Raw genomic sequence first — 14,679 nt, 5'->3', positions numbered from 1 at the left:
CCGGTGGTCCCGTTCGTCCGGGCACCGGTCCCCGCCCGCCTCACCAGTCGCTGCGCGACGAGGAACCCGCCATGAACTTGCGCACGATGTAGATCACTCCGCCGACCAGGGCGACGAACAGCAGCGCCTTGAACAGCAGTTTGATCACGATGGCGGCGACGGTCGCGATCAGGCCGCCGAACACGACCAGGGCGATGACCGGCACCGCGACCCACTTCACCCACCACGGCAGCCCCGCGAAGATAGCCCGCATCGCCTCGTCCTTTGCGCTCTCGTGCGTTGTCGGTGTTCCGCACCCGATGCTAGGGCCGCGGAGACGCCCCGCGGGGACCGCGCAGCCCTTGTCCGCCCCTGACCCGTCCCTTAGGGAACCCCGAGACCGGGCTCACGCCTCCGGCGGAGAGAACACCACGAGCACCCTGAGGTCTTCGCTGATGTGGTGGAACCTGTGGGGGACCCCGGCCGGCACGTAGACGATGCTGCCCCGTGCCACCTCGGTCGTCTCCGCACCGACCGTGACGGACGCCCTGCCGCTGACGACGAAGTACACCTCGTCCTGGTTGTGCGGCTTCTGCGGGTCGTGCGCGCCCGCGTCCAGGGCGTACAGGCCGACCGACATGTTCCGCTCACGCAGGAACTGAAGGTAGGCGCCTGCGTTGGCGGCGCGCTCCGCCTCCAGTTCGTCCAGCCGGAATGCCTTCATCGCCGCTGCCGCCCTCGTCTCACTGCTCGCCGTCCGTCCGGTCTGCCACGATCAGACACATGAAGAATCTCGTAGTCAAGACGATCGCCAACGCGGGCGCCTTGGCGGTGGCCGTATGGCTGCTCGACAAGATCACCGTCACCGGTGACAGCACCGCCCAGAAAGCCGGCACGCTGATCGTGGTCGCGCTGGTCTTCGGACTGGTGAACTGGCTGGTCAAGCCGATCGTGAAGCTGCTCACCCTCCCGCTGTTCATCCTGACCCTGGGCCTGATCACCCTGGTCGTCAACGCGCTGATGCTGCTGCTGACCTCCTGGGTGTGCGGCAAGCTCGACCTGAGCTTCCATGTGGAAGGCTTCTGGACGGCCGTCCTCGGCGGTCTGATCGTCTCCGTCGTCTCCTGGGCGCTGCACGTCGTCCTGCCCGACGAGGACTGACCACGCCATGACCTACCGTGTCTGCTTCGTGTGCACCGGCAACATCTGCCGCTCGCCGATGGTCGAGTCCGTCTTCCGCGCGCGGGTGGCGGAGGCCGGACTCGATGGTCTGATCGAGGTTGACAGCGCCGGCACCGGCGGCTGGCACGAGGGCGAGCACGCCGACCCGCGCACCGTCTCGGTCCTCGAGGAGCACGGCTACGGCAGCGAGCACGTGGCCCGTCGTTTTCAGCGCTCCTGGTTCGCGCGCCTCGACCTCGTGATCGCCCTCGACACCGGTCACCTCTCGGACCTGCGCCGGCTCGCGCGTACCGACGAGGACGCGCGCAAGATCCGTCTCCTGCGCTCCTACGACCCCGCCGCCGGCGCCGACCTCGACGTCCCGGACCCGTACTACGGGGGCCGGGACGGCTTCGAGGAGTGCCTTGAGATGGTGGAGGCGGCGAGCACCGGTCTGCTCGCCGCCGTACGGGAAGAACTGGAAGGACGGGCCGCATGAGCGACGGCACGAAGGACGAGGGCCGCACCGGCGACGGCACGCGCGCGGTACGGGCGGGGCTCCCCGAGCCGGTCAAGCACGAGCCGACCCTGCCCGGACCGGTGTTCGCGGCGCACTTCCACCTGCCCGGCGAGGTGACGGGACCGTACGCCTACGGCCGCGACGACAACCCGACCTGGACACTGCTGGAGCGTGCCATCGGCGAGCTGGAGGCGCCCGGGCAGGACGTCGAGACGCTGGTGTTCGCCTCCGGCATGGCGGCGATCTCCTCCGTGCTGTTCTCCCAGCTGCGCTCCGGCGACGCGGTCGTGCTGCCCTCGGACGGTTACCAGGTGCTGCCGCTGGTGGGCGCCCAGCTGGAGGCCTACGGAATCGAGGTGCGCACCGCGCCGACCGGTGGCGACGCCCAGCTGGAGCTGCTCGACGGGGCCCGCCTGCTGTGGATCGAGTCCCCGTCGAACCCCGGGCTCGACGTGTGCGACATCCGGCGGCTGGCGGAGGCGGCCCACGCGCGGGGCGCCCTGGTGGCCGTCGACAACACCCTCGCCACCCCGCTCGGGCAGCGCCCCCTGGAGCTGGGCGCCGACTTCTCCGTGGCCAGCGGCACCAAGCAGCTCACCGGCCACGGTGACGTGCTGCTGGGTTATGTCACCGGCCGCGACACGGAGGCGATGGCCGCCGTACGCCGGTGGCGCAAGATCGTCGGCGCGATCGCGGGCCCCATGGAGGCCTGGCTCGCGCACCGCTCCATCGCCACGCTGCAGCTGCGCGCCGACCGCCAGTGCGCCGGCGCGCTCGCCGTCGCCGAGGCCCTGCGCCGGCGGCCCGAGGTCCTGGACCTGCGCTACCCGGGTCTGCCCGACGACCCCGCGCACGAGGTCGCCAAGCAGCAGATGCGCCGATACGGCTGCGTCGTGTCCTTCACGCTGCCCACGCGGGCGCGTGCCGAGCGGTTCCTCCGGGCTCTGCGGCTGGTGGAGGACGCGACGAGTTTCGGCGGGGTGCGGTCCACGGCCGAGCGCCGCCGCCGCTGGGGCGGGGACGCGGTGCCGGACGGCTTCATCCGGATGTCCGTCGGCGCGGAGGACACAGAGGACCTGGTGGCCGACGTCCTGCGCGCGCTGGACGAGTCCGCGGACTGAACCGGGAGCCGGTCCGGGCCTCTCCCGTGGCCCGGACCGCCTGCGGTGCGCAGCGCGAAGAACCGCCGGCGCCGGAGAAGAAGGGCTCCTACGGCCTGCGACAGCCTGGCGTCGACGCCGACCGTCCGGGGACACGTGCCGCAGCCGTTCGGTGGCGCTTTGCGATGTTTCACGTGGAACCAGCCGGGCCACATTTCTCCCATGACCGTCCGACCCGTGGTCAAGCGCACCGCCCGTGCCGTTCTGCTGGACGGGGACGACCTGATCCTGATCAAGCGGACAAAGCCGGGCGTCGATCCCTACTGGGTCACCCCCGGCGGCGGAGTCGAGCCCGGCGATTCGACCGTCGTGCACGCCCTGCACCGGGAGGTGTACGAGGAACTCGGCGCCAAGATCACAGACGTGGTGCCGTGCTTCGTCGACACCGTGGAGCACATCGGCGAGGACGGCGGAGCGACCGGTGTGAAGGTGCAGCACTTCTTCGTCTGCCGACTGGAGTCGATGGATCCGTCGCTGCGTCACGGTCCCGAAGTGGAGGAGCCGGCCGGCGAGTACGAGATCGTCCGCGTCCCGTTCACGCGGGTGGGCATCGCCTCGGTCCACCTTGTCCCGCTGTCCCTGCGCCACTACCTGGACGGCAACATCGAGGGCGTCCGCGCCATGCACGCTCCGGACCTCGGCTGAGCCTGTCCGGCTGGCACCGAGCAACTCGGTGGCCGCGAACCTGCCTGTGTCCGGATCGCATTGCAGGTTCCAGCCGGCGGCCGGCGACGGCACTGAACAGCGCCTTGTGCATGCCTCGCCGTGCCATCCCGGTCATCGTGCGGTGGACGCCCGGACCAGCTCATAGGCGTCCCACAGGTCCCGGCCCGTGTAGGCATGGGTCGCCAGACCCGCCAGATGGGAGTCGCTGTAGGCCACACAGTCCGCTCGTGCCACGCCGAACTCCTCGCACAGCCGGTCGGCCACACGCACCTTGGCCGCGGCGCTCAGCACCCCGGACGGGTCGACGGGCTCGGTGAACGGTACGGCCGGAAACAGGAGCCATGAGCCGTGTCCAGCGCCACCGTCTCCGCCTCCAGGCCGAACTGGCGCGAGATCTCCACCGGCGCGGTGGTCCCGTGCAGCAATGTGCCGTCGGGATCGAAGAGATGCAGTCTGGCCATGACCTGGGAGGCTAGTCGGCCGGGTGTTTCACGTGAAACATCCGGCCGCTGTCCATGAGCTGTGCGCAAGGCCACGAGTTGGCCAAAAACACGTGCGTCTGCATCGAAACAGGTGGACGGCGGGGGTGTCGTTCGGACAGCCTGACCTGCGTGCCGACTCCTTCCCTCGCTGCTCTGCCCATCCGCCGTCTGACGTTCCGGGACCTCACCGTCTGCGCCGACCTGTCCGAGGACCGGGGCTGGCCCCGCGAGGAGCACAAATGGGGATTCCTCCTCACTGCGGGGAAGGGCTGGGGCATCGACGACCCCGAGGGCGGCCTCGTCGCCGCGTGCGTGGTGACGGAGTACGGCTCATGGGGGCGGCCGGATCTCGGCGCCATCGGCATGGTGCTGGTGGCCGGACGCCACGCCCGTCAGGGCGTCGGCCGCCGTCTGATGCGGCATGTCGTGTCCACCATGGGAACCACTCCGCTGACGCTGCACGCCACGCCCAGCGGCCGGCCCCTCTACGAGGAGCTGGGCTTCAAGGTGACGGGTCGGGCGGAGATGCTGAGCGGCCGGTTCACCCCCGGCGGACCTGAATGCGCGGTGGCCACGCGTGCTGCCACCGCCGAGGATCTCCCGGGCATCCTTCGTCTCGACGAGGAAGTGTTCGGCGCCGACCGCACACCGCTCATCGCCCGGCTGCCCGCCTTCGCCGATCAGCTGCGGGTGGCCGAGGAGGACGGGCGGCTCATCGGTTACACGGCCGCGTGGCCCAACATGGACACGCATGTCGTCGGTCCGCTGATCGCGCGGGACACGGAGACCGCGAAGGCGCTCGTCGCCTCGCTGGCGGCCCACACGGACCGTCCGCTGCGCACGGACATCGACGTGCGCCACGAGGAGCTGCTGACTTGGGCGAAGGAGCGGGGTCTGGCCTCCGTGGCCTTCAACTCCGTGATGACCTATGGCATCACCGACCTGCCGGGCGACTGGACCCGGCGGTTCGCGCCGCTGACCGTGGCCGCGGGCTGAACCGCCGTACGACGCCCGCGGGCCCCGCCGCTCGGAGCGGCGGGGCCCGCGTCATGAGATGCGGACCAGGATGCTCAGGCGAGCGCCCGCACGGCCGCCATGGCGAAGCCGTGGTCCTGCTCCGGCGCACCGCCGCCGACGCCGATCGCGCCGATCAGCCGGCCGTCCCGGTGGACGGGGATCCCGCCCGCGATGAACAGCAGAGGCCGGTCGAGGGCCGTGGGCAGCGTGTGGAAGAGGCCGCCGGGCTGGACGGCGTCGACAAGACCGGCGGTGGGCGTGTTCAGCTGCAGTGCCGTGTACGCCTTGCGGGTGCTGGTCTCGCCGGAGATCAGTACGGCCCGGTCGTCCCGGCGGAAGGCGAGCAGGTTGCCGCCGGCGTCCAGGACGGTGACGCTGACGGTGACTCCGGCGTCCTCGGCCGCCTGCCGGGCCGTGGTGATGAGCAGCTCGGCATCCTCGATGGTGAGGGGGGCGACGGCAGTGGTGCTCATGGAGGTTGCTCCTCGGGTGGTGCGGTGGTGGTTGCTTGCCGGGCCGGGAAGTGCGTCCACGGCACGGACGTCTGCCGGTCAGGGTTGAGCCGCCGGGAACGGTGGCTCAGTGGTGGACGGGGGCCCGCTGCTCTGCGGGCCTTCCGGTGGCGGCCGGGGTGCTGTGCGCGTCGTCACGGCGCTCCATGGCGGCCGAGAGGACGGCGAGGAGCAGCGCGGCAGCGGCCAGGGCGGCGCCGACCCAGTTGGGGGCCGTGTAGCCGAAGCCGGCCGCGATCACGAGGCCGCCGAGCCAGGCCGACAGGGCGTTCCCCAGGTTGAAGGCCCCGATGTTCACGGCCGACGCGAGTGTCGGGGCGCCGTGCGCCTGATCGAGGACGCGCTTCTGCAGCGGCGGCACGGTGGCGAAGCCCAGGGCGCCGATCAGGGCGATGGTGACCGCAGCCGTCAGCTTGTTGTGGGCGGTCAGCGTGAAGAGCGCCAGGACGAGGGTCAGAGCGCCCAGGGAGACGTACAGCATCGGCATCAGGGCGCGGTCGGCGAACTTGCCGCCGACGAGGTTGCCGCCGACCATGCCGATGCCGAAGAGGACCAGCAGCCAGGTCACCGAGCCGTCGGCGAAGCCGGTGACGTGGGTCATCATCGGCGCGATGTAGGTGATGGCGGCGAAGACGCCGCCGAAGCCGAGGACGGTCATCGCCATGGCGAGCAGGACCTGGGCGTTCTTGAAGGCGGCCAGCTCGTGCCGCAGGTGCACGCCCTGCGGCCGCGGCAGCTCGGGAACGAGCTTGGCGATGCCCGCGAGACCGATGACGCCGAGGGCGGCGACGAGGGTGAAGGTGACGCGCCAGCCGACGCTCTGTCCGACGAGCGTGCCCAGCGGGACGCCGACGACGTTGGAGATGGTCAGACCGGTGAACATCATGGCGATGGCGCCGGCCTTCTTCTCCGGCGCCACCAGGTCGGCCGCGACGACCGAACCGATGCCGAAGAAGGCGCCGTGGGCGAGCGAGGCGACCACGCGTCCGACGAGCATGACGGCGAAGACAGGGGCCACGGCGGAAAGCAGGTTCCCGGCGACGAACAGGCCCATCAGCAGCATCAGCATCCGCTTGCGCGGAACCTTGGTGCCGAGCACGGTCATCAGCGGGGCGCCGAAGACCACGCCGAGGGCGTAGCCGGTCACGAGCAGTCCCGCCGTGGGGATGGAGACCCCGAAGTCGCCCGCGACCTCGGGCAACAGACCCATGATCACGAACTCGGTCGTGCCGATTCCGAAGGCCCCGATCGCGAGGGCCAGAAGCGCGAGAGGCATGAAGAGGTACACCTTCCAGATGATTGCAGCAGCGCTTTGAGCACGTACACAATAATTGCATGCGCTGGATAGTTGCAAGCGGTGACTATTGCGTTGGTGCTCTATCCTGGAGAGGCAGTCGCTTCGGGACGGAGGAAACGCCAATGACAGCGACGGACCCCGCACTCACCGCCCTCGCGCAGGGCTGGTGCGCTCTCTCTGCGTTGCACGGAAGGATCGAGGCGCACATCGAGCGCGCCCTGCAGGCCAAGCACGACCTGAGCGTGCGCGAGTACTCGCTGCTGGACGTGCTGAGCCGGCAGCACGACGGTGAGGGCGGGCATCTGCAGATGAAGCAGGTCGCCGACGCGGTCGTGCTCAGCCAGAGCGCCACCACACGTCTGGTGACCCGGCTGGAGGACCGCGGCCTGCTGGAGCGGTATCTGTGCCCCACCGACCGGCGCGGCATCTACACCAACGTCACCGCTGCGGGTCTGAAGCTCCTGGAGGAGGCGCGGCCCACCAACGACGCGGCGTTGCGCGAAGCCCTGGACATGGCGTCCAGGAATCCGCAACTGGCACCACTCGTCCGGGCCGTGGAGTCCTTGAACGCGCCTGCGCAGGATGACTGAGTGGCAGATCTCGAGATACGGGACGCGACCGCCGGCGACCTGCCGGCGATCGTCGCGCTGCTGGCCGACGACCCGCTGGGCGCCCAGCGGGAGTCGCCCGACGACCTGACGCCGTACGCGGCTGCCCTGGACCGCCTCTCCGCCGACCCCAGCCAGCACGTCGTCGTGGCCGTGCGCGACGGCCGCGTGGTCGGGACCCTCCAGCTCTCGATCATTCCGGGGCTCTCGCACAAGGGAGCCACGCGCGCGCTCGTCGAGGCCGTGCGCATTCACTCCGACGAGCGGGGCAGCGGGCTGGGCAGCCGGCTGATCGAGTGGGCGATCGACACCTCCCGGCGACTCGACTGCAAGATGATGCAGCTGACGTCCGACAAGACCCGCCGTGACGCCCACCGTTTCTACGAGCGGCTCGGCTTCACCGCGTCACACGAGGGCTTCAAGCTGCGGCTCTGACCCGACCCGCCGGTGCCGGAAGCGGACAGGGGGTGTGTTTCACGTGAAACGCACCCCTGCCCGCGTGCACGGCGGCTCAGCCGATGCCCCGCCAACCGTCCGGGTCCACGCCGCCGGGCACCGGTGCCTCGGCGTCGTACGGCTGCCGGGTGAACACGAAGGAGCCGAGGTCGAGGTGGCTCAGGGACCCGTCCGGACGCCGTACGGGCCGCAGCAGTTCACCGGCGTAATACCCCTCCAGTCCAGTCCAGGTGCCGTCGCCGTTCGCGCGGAACCGGGCGCGACGACCGCCGCCGGACAGCGGCGCGAGCGCGAGCAGCCCGTCCGCGCTCACCCGCAGGCCGAAGACGTGGGTGCCCCAGTACCACTGTCCCGCCAGCTCCAGTACCGCGGGATCGACCTCGCGCAGCGGCCGCCAGGGCTCCGGGATCCGGGGCTCCGCCTCGGCGACGATCCGCACGAGATCCGCCCCCACCGCGCCCAGCAGCGGCCCGCTGGTGCAATTGGCGAGCACCACCGCGGCCACATCGTCCTCCACGCTGATGCTGAGGTTCGCCAGGAAGCCCGGCAGGGAGCCGGAGTGCCCGACGAGCAGTCGGCCGTCGCGCCGCTGGAGCTGGAGCCCCAGGCCGTAGGCGGCCCCGTCCATCACGTCCACGGCCTCGGCGGGCGCCGCCGGAGTGCGCATCTCCCGGACCGACTCCGCGCTGAGGACCCGGTCGTCTCCGCCGGCCAGGAACGCGGCGAACCGCGCCAGGTCTCCGGTCGTCGACCAGAGCTGGCCGGCCGGCGCCATCCGCCCCAGGTCCTCGGACGGCTCGGGCAGCAGCGCGTCCGCCCAGGGATGCACGGCCCACCCGCCTGCATGCGGGGCCTGCGGCTGTGCGCTCGTCCGGTGCAGGCCCAGCGGCTCGAGGACCTCGCTGCGCAGCACCTCCTCCCAGGGAGCGCCGCGCAGTTCCTCCACCAGCGCGCCGAGCAGCGCGTAACCGGGGTTGGAGTAGTGGTGCCGCCGGCCGACGGGGTGCAGCAGAGGCTGTTCACCGAGCACATCGCTCAGCTCGGGGCGCAGAGAACCGGGAGTCCGCTCCCACCACGGCCCGGGCGACTCCGCCGCCAGCCCCGCGGTGTGGGCGAGGAGTTCCCTGATCGTCGCCTCTCCCGCGCCGGTGCCGGGCAGGTGCTTCTCCAGCGGATCGCCGAGATCGAGCACGCCCTCGTCGCGCAGCCGCATCACCAGCACCGCGGTGAAGGTCTTGGTGAGGGACCCGATCCGGTACTGCACCGTCTCGTCGGGCCCGTGCCCGTCCACCGAGGTCCGCGCCCCGTGCCACACCGCCCGTCCATCGCGCACCACGGCGGCGACCAGCGACGGCGCACGTCCTTCGGCCTGCGCGACGGCGATCCGGTGCAGGAGGGCACGCCGGGTGCCGGGCAGCAGTTCTTCGTGGAGTGTCGTCATGGCCCCAGTCCACCCGTTGCGGCGTCGAGCGTCGAATCCGCACCGCGCGCACCGGTGCGGAGGACACTTGTGGGATCTCGCCGCGACGTCGCTGCCGGGGGGAACGACGAGTCCGCGGCTGAGCCACCGACCGCGAGGACTTCACGCGCACAGATCGCGCACCGATGAGTTTCCCGCGCCGCACCGGTCTGTACGCATGAGACCGACTCACGGAAGGCTGGCGCCGTGCGGAAACTGATCTACGGCATGAACCTGACCCTGGACGGCTACATCGCCGCACCCGGCGACGACATCGGCTGGAGCGTGCCGAGCGACGAGCTGTTCCAGTTCTGGTCCGACCAGTTGCAGGCGACCGACCTGTCGCTGTACGGGCGCAAGCTGTGGCAGACGATGAGCTCCTACTGGCCCACCGGCGACCAGCAGCCCGACGCCACCCCGGCGGAGATCGAGTTCGCACGCCGCTGGCGGGACATGTCGAAGGTGGTGTTCTCCTCCACGATCGACACGGTCGACTGGAACACCCGCCTGGTCACCGGCGACGCGGTCACCGAGATCACCCGGCTCAAGGCCCAGGACGGCGGCCCGATGGACATCGGCGGCGCGACGCTCGCCGGGGCGGCCGTACGTGCCGGGCTGATCGACGAGTACGTGCTGGCCACCGCGCCGGTCCTGGTGGGCGGCGGCACACCGTTCTTCACCGCGCTGGACAGCTGGGTGAACCTGAACCTGGTGGAGACGCGGACGTTTCCCTGCGGCGTGATCCTGACCAGGTACGAGACGAGGCGCTGAGCGCCCGCCCGTGAGTCAAGGGCCGCATGCTCCGCGGGTGACACCGGAGGAGCCGGCTCGGGTTGCGCCGCGCACGCGACCTCATGGACCGCGCACACGCCGTACCGCTCGCCGTCCGCGACGACACGGTCCGCCGAGCGCCACCACGTACGGAGATACGTGCACCAGCAAGCGGCTCAGGTCAGGGCGCGGGCCTGGCGGTGGGGCGGTGAACCTCCAGGACGACTGCGGTGCCCGCCACGGTTCGGTCCTCGTGCATGGTGATCTGCTGGCCGGGCTGGACGTGCGTCCAGTGGGAGGGGGTGAGGGGCACTAGGCGAACCGTGGCTTGTCCGCCGGGCTCCAGCATGGGGATGTTCTCGACCCAGAGCCCAGCGATGCTGACCGCACGTCCGCCGCTGGGTGAGAGGAGTCCGATGTCCCACATGGGCCGCAGGACACCGGCGCCGGAGATCGGCGTCGTGCGCCGCGCCTCGGCAGCAGGGCAGAGCGTCAGATCCGCCCTGATCACGCCGTTGCGGAGCTCGGAGCATCGCCAATGGCACCAGGCCGCACTCCGCTCCAACTGGAGCTGATCAGCCGCCTCGGCGAGCTGCTCCCAGAACGCCAGAGGGAGCGAGCAAGCGTCCCCGAACTCCTCCAGCAGACCCAGGACGATCTCCCACTCGTCGTGAACGAGGTAGTCCCAGACGTCTCGCACCGTGATGTCATTCTCTGTGGCGGTCTCTTCCGGAACCAGCAGGGAAGCTGCTTCGAGCAGCTCAGGGACGTCCACGCGCTCATTGTCGACCACATGAAGGTGCTGCCCGGCCGGAATGGTCAGACCCTGCGCGGAAGGACGTCCAGTCGACCCCAGATCTGTTCGCCGGTGCTGACGGTCAGCAGATGCTGGCACCTCCACTGCAGCGAGACCTCGGGACGGTGCGTGAGCCGCTGCACGAGCTTGGGAAACAGATAGTGCGTCGCCTCTGCGGCGTCGAACTCTTCGAGAGCCAGTCGACCGGTAGGCCCTGGCTGAACCCGTGCATGGCGTCCTCCTTGGCCAGGATGACGCCACGGGCGTCGGTTACTTGGGGTGTCCGCGCTCAGCACGCTCAAGTAGGTGCTGTCCGAGGCCGCGCCGACCTCGTCGGCCCGGTCAGCAGCAGACTTCGGCAGAGACCCTGCACTGCAGCGCCGTGGATCAGGTCTGTGCCATGTCCACGAAACGGGAGTAGTGGCCCTGGAAGGCGACCGTGATGGTGGCCGTGGGGCCGTTTCGGTGCTTGGCCACGATCAGGTCGGCCTCGCCCGCGCGCGGGGACTCCTTCTCGTACGCGTCCTCGCGGTGCAGCAGGATGACCATGTCGGCGTCCTGCTCGATGGAGCCGGACTCACGCAGGTCGGACACCATCGGCTTCTTGTCGGTGCGCTGCTCGGGGCCACGGTTGAGCTGGGAGAGCGCGATGACCGGGATCTCCAGCTCCTTCGCGAGCAGCTTGAGGTTACGGGACATGTCCGAGACCTCCTGCTGGCGGCTCTCGGCGCGCTTGGAGCCACCGGACTGCATCAGCTGGAGGTAGTCGATGACGACCAGTTTGAGGTCGTTGCGCTGCTTCAGGCGCCGGCACTTGGCGCGGATCTCCATCATCGACAGATTGGGCGAGTCGTCGATGTAGAGCGGTGCGGCGGACACGTCCGGCATGCGGCGGGCGAGCCGCGTCCAGTCCTCGTCGGTCATCGTGCCCGAGCGCATGTGGTGGAGGGCGACGCGGGCCTCGGCGGACAGCAGGCGCATCGCGATCTCGTTGCGGCCCATCTCGAGCGAGAAGATGACGCTCGGCAGGTTGTGCTTGATGGCCGCGGCCCGTGCGAAGTCCAGCGCGAGCGTCGACTTACCCATGGCCGGACGCGCCGCGATGACGATCATCTGTCCCGGGTGCAGGCCGTTCGTCAACGAGTCGAAGTCGGTGAACCCGGTGGGGACACCCGTCATCTCGCCGCTGCGGGAGCCGATCGCCTCGATCTCGTCGAGGGCGCCTTCCATGATGTCGCCCAGCGGGAGGTAGTCCTCGCTCGTGCGCTGCTCGGTGACGGCGTAGATCTCGGCCTGGGCGCGGTTGACGATCTCGTCGACGTCGCCGTCGGCCGCGTATCCCATCTGGGTGATGCGCGTCCCCGCCTCGACCAGGCGCCGCAGCACGGCCCGCTCGTGGACGATCTCGGCGTAGTACTCGGCGTTGGCCGCCGTCGGCACGGTCTGGACCAGGCTGTGCAGATACGCGGCGCCGCCGACCTTGTTGATCTCGCCGCGCTTGGTCAGCTCGGCGGCGATGGTGATCGGGTCGGCCGGCTCGCCCTTGGCGTAGACGTCCAGGATGGCCTGGTAGATCGTCTCGTGCGCCGGCTTGTAGAAGTCGTGGCCCTTGAGGATCTCCACGACGTCGGCGATGGCGTCCTTGGACAGCAGCATGCCGCCGAGGACGGACTGCTCGGCGTCGAGATCCTGGGGCGGCATCCGCTCGAAGGACGACCCTCCGGCGTCCCAGCCGGAATTGTCCCGGCCCCGGTCGTGCTGTTCGTCACGGCCCCGGAGGCCCTCACCGCGCCGGCGGGAGGCCGGCAGACGATCACTGGGTCCGCTGTCGGCCCACGGATCGTCCAAGGGCTCGGAAATGCTCACCGAGCCACCTCCTCCCGTCCGCACGGCGGACCTCGCCGTGGCCTCTTTTGTACGGCACGACACTGACAAATGAGACGCCCAGCTCCGGTCGGGGCACGTCGGGTGTGCGACGGTTCCCAGGCCGGAAAAGGGGTGTCTCCCGGGCCGGGCGATGGAGCGGGCGCCGGACCACGGTAGGCCCGTCGGCACCGTCAGCCAATCTGGTTATCCACAGGCCATGTGGACGACCGCCCGGATGCTGTGGAGAACTCGGTGAAACCTGTGCACGACCCGGTGGACAGCCCTGTGAACAAGCCCTCGAAACCCCACCAGCAAAGCCCCTGAGCTGCGGCTTTGCCATCCACCGGCTGTGCAGAACAAAAAGTTTTCCGGTCGGGGCAAGATCGCTTGCAACGACGCCCGAAAGGTGACGCCCCGAAAGTCGGGGTAAGGGCCACTGCACTGTTGCAGCTCTTACCTGTGGACGATTAGATTGATGCCCATGACACAGGCTCCAGCGGTCCCCCCGGCCACCCGGCGGCGGCATGACCGAGAGATCATCGCGCTGGCCGTACCGGCCTTCGGCGCCCTCGTCGCCGAGCCGCTTTTCGTCATGGTGGACAGTGCGATCGTCGGCCACCTCGGGACGGCGCAGCTCGCCGGTCTCGCCGTCGCCTCGGCGCTCCTCACCACCGCGGTGGGTGTCTTCGTCTTCCTCGCCTACGCCACCACGGCCGCCGTCGCCCGCCGCGTCGGCGCCGGTGATCTGCAGGCCGCAATCCGGCAGGGCATGGACGGCATCTGGCTGGCGTCGCTGCTCGGCACCGCCGTCATCGCCGTGGTCCTGCCACTGGCCCCCGTCATCGTGGACCTCCTGGGCGCCTCGGCCACTGCGGCCCCCCATGCCGTGACGTACCTGCGCATCTCCTCACTCGGCATCCCGGCCATGCTCGTCGTCCTGGCCGCCACCGGCGTGCTGCGGGGCCTGCAGAACACCAGGACCCCCCTCTATGTCGCCGTGGCGGGCTTCGTCGCCAACGCCGGCCTGAATGCCGGTCTGGTCTACGGCGCCGGGCTCGGCATCGCCGGTTCGGCGTGGGGCACGGTCATCGCCCAGTGCGGGATGGCGGCCGTGTACCTGACCGTGGTCGTACGCGGTGCCCACCGGCACGGCGCCTCCCTGCGGCCGGACGCGGCCGGTATCCGGGCGTCGGCACAGGCAGGCGTTCCTCTCCTGGTACGCACACTGTCCCTGCGCGCGATCATCATGATCGCCACGGTGGTCGCGGCACGGCTCGGCGACGCCGACATCGCCGCGCACCAGATCATCCTGTCCCTGTGGAACCTGCTGGCCTTCGCCCTCGACGCGATAGCGATAGCGGGCCAGGCCATCATCGGCCGCTACCTCGGGGCCGATGACGCCCAGGGTGCCCGCGAGGCGTGCCGTCGCATGATCCAGTGGGGGACCGCGACCGGTGTCGTCCTCGGCCTGCTCGTGGTGGCCGCACGTCCTCTCTTCCTGCCGCTGTTCACCGGCGACTCCGTGGTCAAGGAGGCCGCGCTGCCGGCCTTGCTGCTGGTCGCGCTCTCCCAGCCCGTCTGCGGCGTCGTCTTCGTCCTGGACGGTGTCTTGATGGGGGCGGGCGACGGGCCGTACCTGGCCCGGGCCATGGTCGTCACCCTGGCGCTGTTCGCCCCGGCGGCTCTGCTCGTCCCCGCCGTCGGCGGCGGGCTCACCGCCCTCTGGGCGGCGATGACACTGATGATGACGATCCGCCTGCTGACCCTGTGGCTGCGGACCCGTTCGGGGCGCTGGGTCGTGACGGGCCCGACCTCCTGACCGTTTCACGTGGGACGAGCCGACTGTCGTGTTTCACGTGGAACAGCCCTTCGCCCCGCACCGCACGCACCCTCGCCCATGCGGCGCGCCATGCGAAAGGGGGCCGCACC

Annotated in this window: 16 protein-coding genes and 2 pseudogenes; 9 read left to right on the top strand and 9 right to left on the bottom strand. The window is 70.2% G+C overall.

Annotated features, from left to right (window positions below):
• Positions 1-40: 40 nt before the first annotated feature.
• Positions 41-253, bottom strand: a complete 213-nt coding sequence (locus tag ABZ261_RS02990) for a DUF5326 family protein (protein WP_356854802.1) — start codon at positions 251-253, stop codon at positions 41-43.
• A 132-nt stretch (positions 254-385) separates the two neighbouring features.
• On the bottom strand, positions 386-703 hold the full coding sequence (locus ABZ261_RS02985) for a cupin domain-containing protein (protein ID WP_356854801.1): 318 nt from the start codon (positions 701-703) through the stop codon (positions 386-388).
• A 59-nt stretch (positions 704-762) separates the two neighbouring features.
• Here ABZ261_RS02985 and ABZ261_RS02980 point away from each other — a divergent pair, with 59 nt between their 5' ends.
• The 4 genes from ABZ261_RS02980 to ABZ261_RS02965 all read left to right on the top strand — a co-directional run bounded on the left by ABZ261_RS02980 (position 763) and on the right by ABZ261_RS02965 (position 3,465).
• Positions 763-1,140: a phage holin family protein gene (locus tag ABZ261_RS02980; RefSeq protein WP_356854800.1), complete on the top strand. Its 378-nt coding sequence runs from the start codon at positions 763-765 to the stop codon at positions 1,138-1,140.
• Positions 1,141-1,147: 7 nt separating this feature from the next.
• A complete protein-coding gene (locus ABZ261_RS02975) occupies positions 1,148-1,639 on the top strand; it encodes a low molecular weight protein-tyrosine-phosphatase (RefSeq protein ID WP_356854799.1) in 492 nt (163 codons plus the stop codon).
• Complete coding sequence (locus ABZ261_RS02970; RefSeq protein WP_356854798.1) at positions 1,636-2,781, top strand: cystathionine gamma-lyase; 1,146 nt, start codon at positions 1,636-1,638, stop codon at positions 2,779-2,781. Before ABZ261_RS02975 ends, ABZ261_RS02970 begins: the two co-directional genes overlap by 4 nt.
• A 201-nt stretch (positions 2,782-2,982) precedes the next feature.
• A complete protein-coding gene (locus ABZ261_RS02965; RefSeq protein WP_356854797.1) occupies positions 2,983-3,465 on the top strand; it encodes an NUDIX hydrolase in 483 nt (160 codons plus the stop codon).
• Positions 3,466-3,597: 132 nt separating this feature from the next.
• Here the strand turns inward: ABZ261_RS02965 and ABZ261_RS02960 are convergent.
• A pseudogene (locus ABZ261_RS02960) lies at positions 3,598-3,947 on the bottom strand (hypothetical protein).
• Between the two features lie 150 nt (positions 3,948-4,097).
• On the opposite strand from ABZ261_RS02960, the gene ABZ261_RS02955 reads away from it, so the two are divergent.
• Positions 4,098-4,964, top strand: coding sequence for a GNAT family N-acetyltransferase (locus tag ABZ261_RS02955; RefSeq protein ID WP_356854796.1), 867 nt, complete (start codon positions 4,098-4,100; stop codon positions 4,962-4,964).
• A 74-nt stretch (positions 4,965-5,038) separates the two neighbouring features.
• Here ABZ261_RS02955 and ABZ261_RS02950 read toward each other — a convergent pair whose 3' ends face one another.
• Together ABZ261_RS02950 and ABZ261_RS02945 are read right to left on the bottom strand one after the other, a co-directional pair.
• Entirely contained in the window at positions 5,039-5,458 is a 420-nt protein-coding gene (locus ABZ261_RS02950) for a heme-binding protein (RefSeq protein ID WP_356854795.1), read from the bottom strand.
• A gap of 106 nt (positions 5,459-5,564) precedes the next feature.
• Positions 5,565-6,773, bottom strand: coding sequence for an MFS transporter (locus ABZ261_RS02945; RefSeq protein ID WP_356854794.1), 1,209 nt, complete (start codon positions 6,771-6,773; stop codon positions 5,565-5,567).
• Between the two features lie 143 nt (positions 6,774-6,916).
• Here ABZ261_RS02945 and ABZ261_RS02940 point away from each other — a divergent pair, with 143 nt between their 5' ends.
• Together ABZ261_RS02940 and ABZ261_RS02935 are read left to right on the top strand one after the other, a co-directional pair.
• Positions 6,917-7,384 (top strand): MarR family transcriptional regulator, encoded by a 468-nt coding sequence (locus tag ABZ261_RS02940; protein ID WP_356854793.1) that lies wholly within the window; start codon positions 6,917-6,919, stop codon positions 7,382-7,384.
• Positions 7,385-7,837, top strand: a complete 453-nt coding sequence (locus ABZ261_RS02935) for a GNAT family N-acetyltransferase (protein ID WP_356854792.1) — start codon at positions 7,385-7,387, stop codon at positions 7,835-7,837.
• A gap of 76 nt (positions 7,838-7,913) precedes the next feature.
• Here ABZ261_RS02935 and ABZ261_RS02930 read toward each other — a convergent pair whose 3' ends face one another.
• Complete coding sequence (locus ABZ261_RS02930; protein WP_356854791.1) at positions 7,914-9,299, bottom strand: serine hydrolase domain-containing protein; 1,386 nt, start codon at positions 9,297-9,299, stop codon at positions 7,914-7,916.
• A gap of 225 nt (positions 9,300-9,524) precedes the next feature.
• Between ABZ261_RS02930 and ABZ261_RS02925 the strand changes: the two genes are divergently transcribed.
• Positions 9,525-10,088 (top strand): dihydrofolate reductase family protein, encoded by a 564-nt coding sequence (locus ABZ261_RS02925; protein WP_356854790.1) that lies wholly within the window; start codon positions 9,525-9,527, stop codon positions 10,086-10,088.
• A gap of 181 nt (positions 10,089-10,269) precedes the next feature.
• Here ABZ261_RS02925 and ABZ261_RS02920 read toward each other — a convergent pair whose 3' ends face one another.
• From ABZ261_RS02920 to dnaB, 3 genes and pseudogenes are all read right to left on the bottom strand, one after another.
• Positions 10,270-10,863, bottom strand: coding sequence for a hypothetical protein (locus tag ABZ261_RS02920; RefSeq protein ID WP_356854789.1), 594 nt, complete (start codon positions 10,861-10,863; stop codon positions 10,270-10,272).
• A gap of 56 nt (positions 10,864-10,919) precedes the next feature.
• Positions 10,920-11,116 (bottom strand): annotated as a pseudogene (locus tag ABZ261_RS02915) (hypothetical protein); the annotation flags it as partial.
• 155 nt (positions 11,117-11,271) lie between these two features.
• The gene (dnaB, locus tag ABZ261_RS02910) at positions 11,272-12,750 is read right to left on the bottom strand and encodes a replicative DNA helicase (protein WP_356854788.1); all 1,479 of its coding nucleotides are present in this window, start codon (positions 12,748-12,750) and stop codon (positions 11,272-11,274) included.
• A gap of 481 nt (positions 12,751-13,231) precedes the next feature.
• Between dnaB and ABZ261_RS02905 the strand changes: the two genes are divergently transcribed.
• Positions 13,232-14,569 (top strand): MATE family efflux transporter, encoded by a 1,338-nt coding sequence (locus tag ABZ261_RS02905; protein ID WP_356854787.1) that lies wholly within the window; start codon positions 13,232-13,234, stop codon positions 14,567-14,569.
• Positions 14,570-14,679 lie beyond the last annotated feature (110 nt).

The sequence above is a fragment of the Streptomyces sp. NPDC006193 genome (genome assembly GCF_040613915.1).
Lineage (GTDB): Bacteria > Actinomycetota > Actinomycetes > Streptomycetales > Streptomycetaceae > Streptomyces.
The sequence above is the reverse complement of the archived record's forward strand: the minus strand, read 5'-3'. Positions and strand labels throughout refer to the sequence as shown.

Excerpts from the sequence above, each read along its gene's own strand:
- ABZ261_RS02990 (WP_356854802.1), bottom strand. The coding sequence starts at position 253 with ATGCGGGCTATCTTCGCGGGGCTGCCGTGGTGGGTGAAGTGGGTCGCG.
- ABZ261_RS02985 (WP_356854801.1), bottom strand. The coding sequence starts at position 703 with ATGAAGGCATTCCGGCTGGACGAACTGGAGGCGGAGCGCGCCGCCAAC.
- ABZ261_RS02980 (WP_356854800.1), top strand. The coding sequence starts at position 763 with ATGAAGAATCTCGTAGTCAAGACGATCGCCAACGCGGGCGCCTTGGCG.
- ABZ261_RS02975 (WP_356854799.1), top strand. The coding sequence starts at position 1,148 with ATGACCTACCGTGTCTGCTTCGTGTGCACCGGCAACATCTGCCGCTCG.
- ABZ261_RS02970 (WP_356854798.1), top strand. The coding sequence starts at position 1,636 with ATGAGCGACGGCACGAAGGACGAGGGCCGCACCGGCGACGGCACGCGC.
- ABZ261_RS02965 (WP_356854797.1), top strand. The coding sequence starts at position 2,983 with ATGACCGTCCGACCCGTGGTCAAGCGCACCGCCCGTGCCGTTCTGCTG.
- ABZ261_RS02950 (WP_356854795.1), bottom strand. The coding sequence starts at position 5,458 with ATGAGCACCACTGCCGTCGCCCCCCTCACCATCGAGGATGCCGAGCTG.
- ABZ261_RS02945 (WP_356854794.1), bottom strand. The coding sequence starts at position 6,773 with ATGCCTCTCGCGCTTCTGGCCCTCGCGATCGGGGCCTTCGGAATCGGC.
- ABZ261_RS02940 (WP_356854793.1), top strand. The coding sequence starts at position 6,917 with ATGACAGCGACGGACCCCGCACTCACCGCCCTCGCGCAGGGCTGGTGC.
- ABZ261_RS02930 (WP_356854791.1), bottom strand. The coding sequence starts at position 9,299 with ATGACGACACTCCACGAAGAACTGCTGCCCGGCACCCGGCGTGCCCTC.
- ABZ261_RS02905 (WP_356854787.1), top strand. The coding sequence starts at position 13,232 with ATGACACAGGCTCCAGCGGTCCCCCCGGCCACCCGGCGGCGGCATGAC.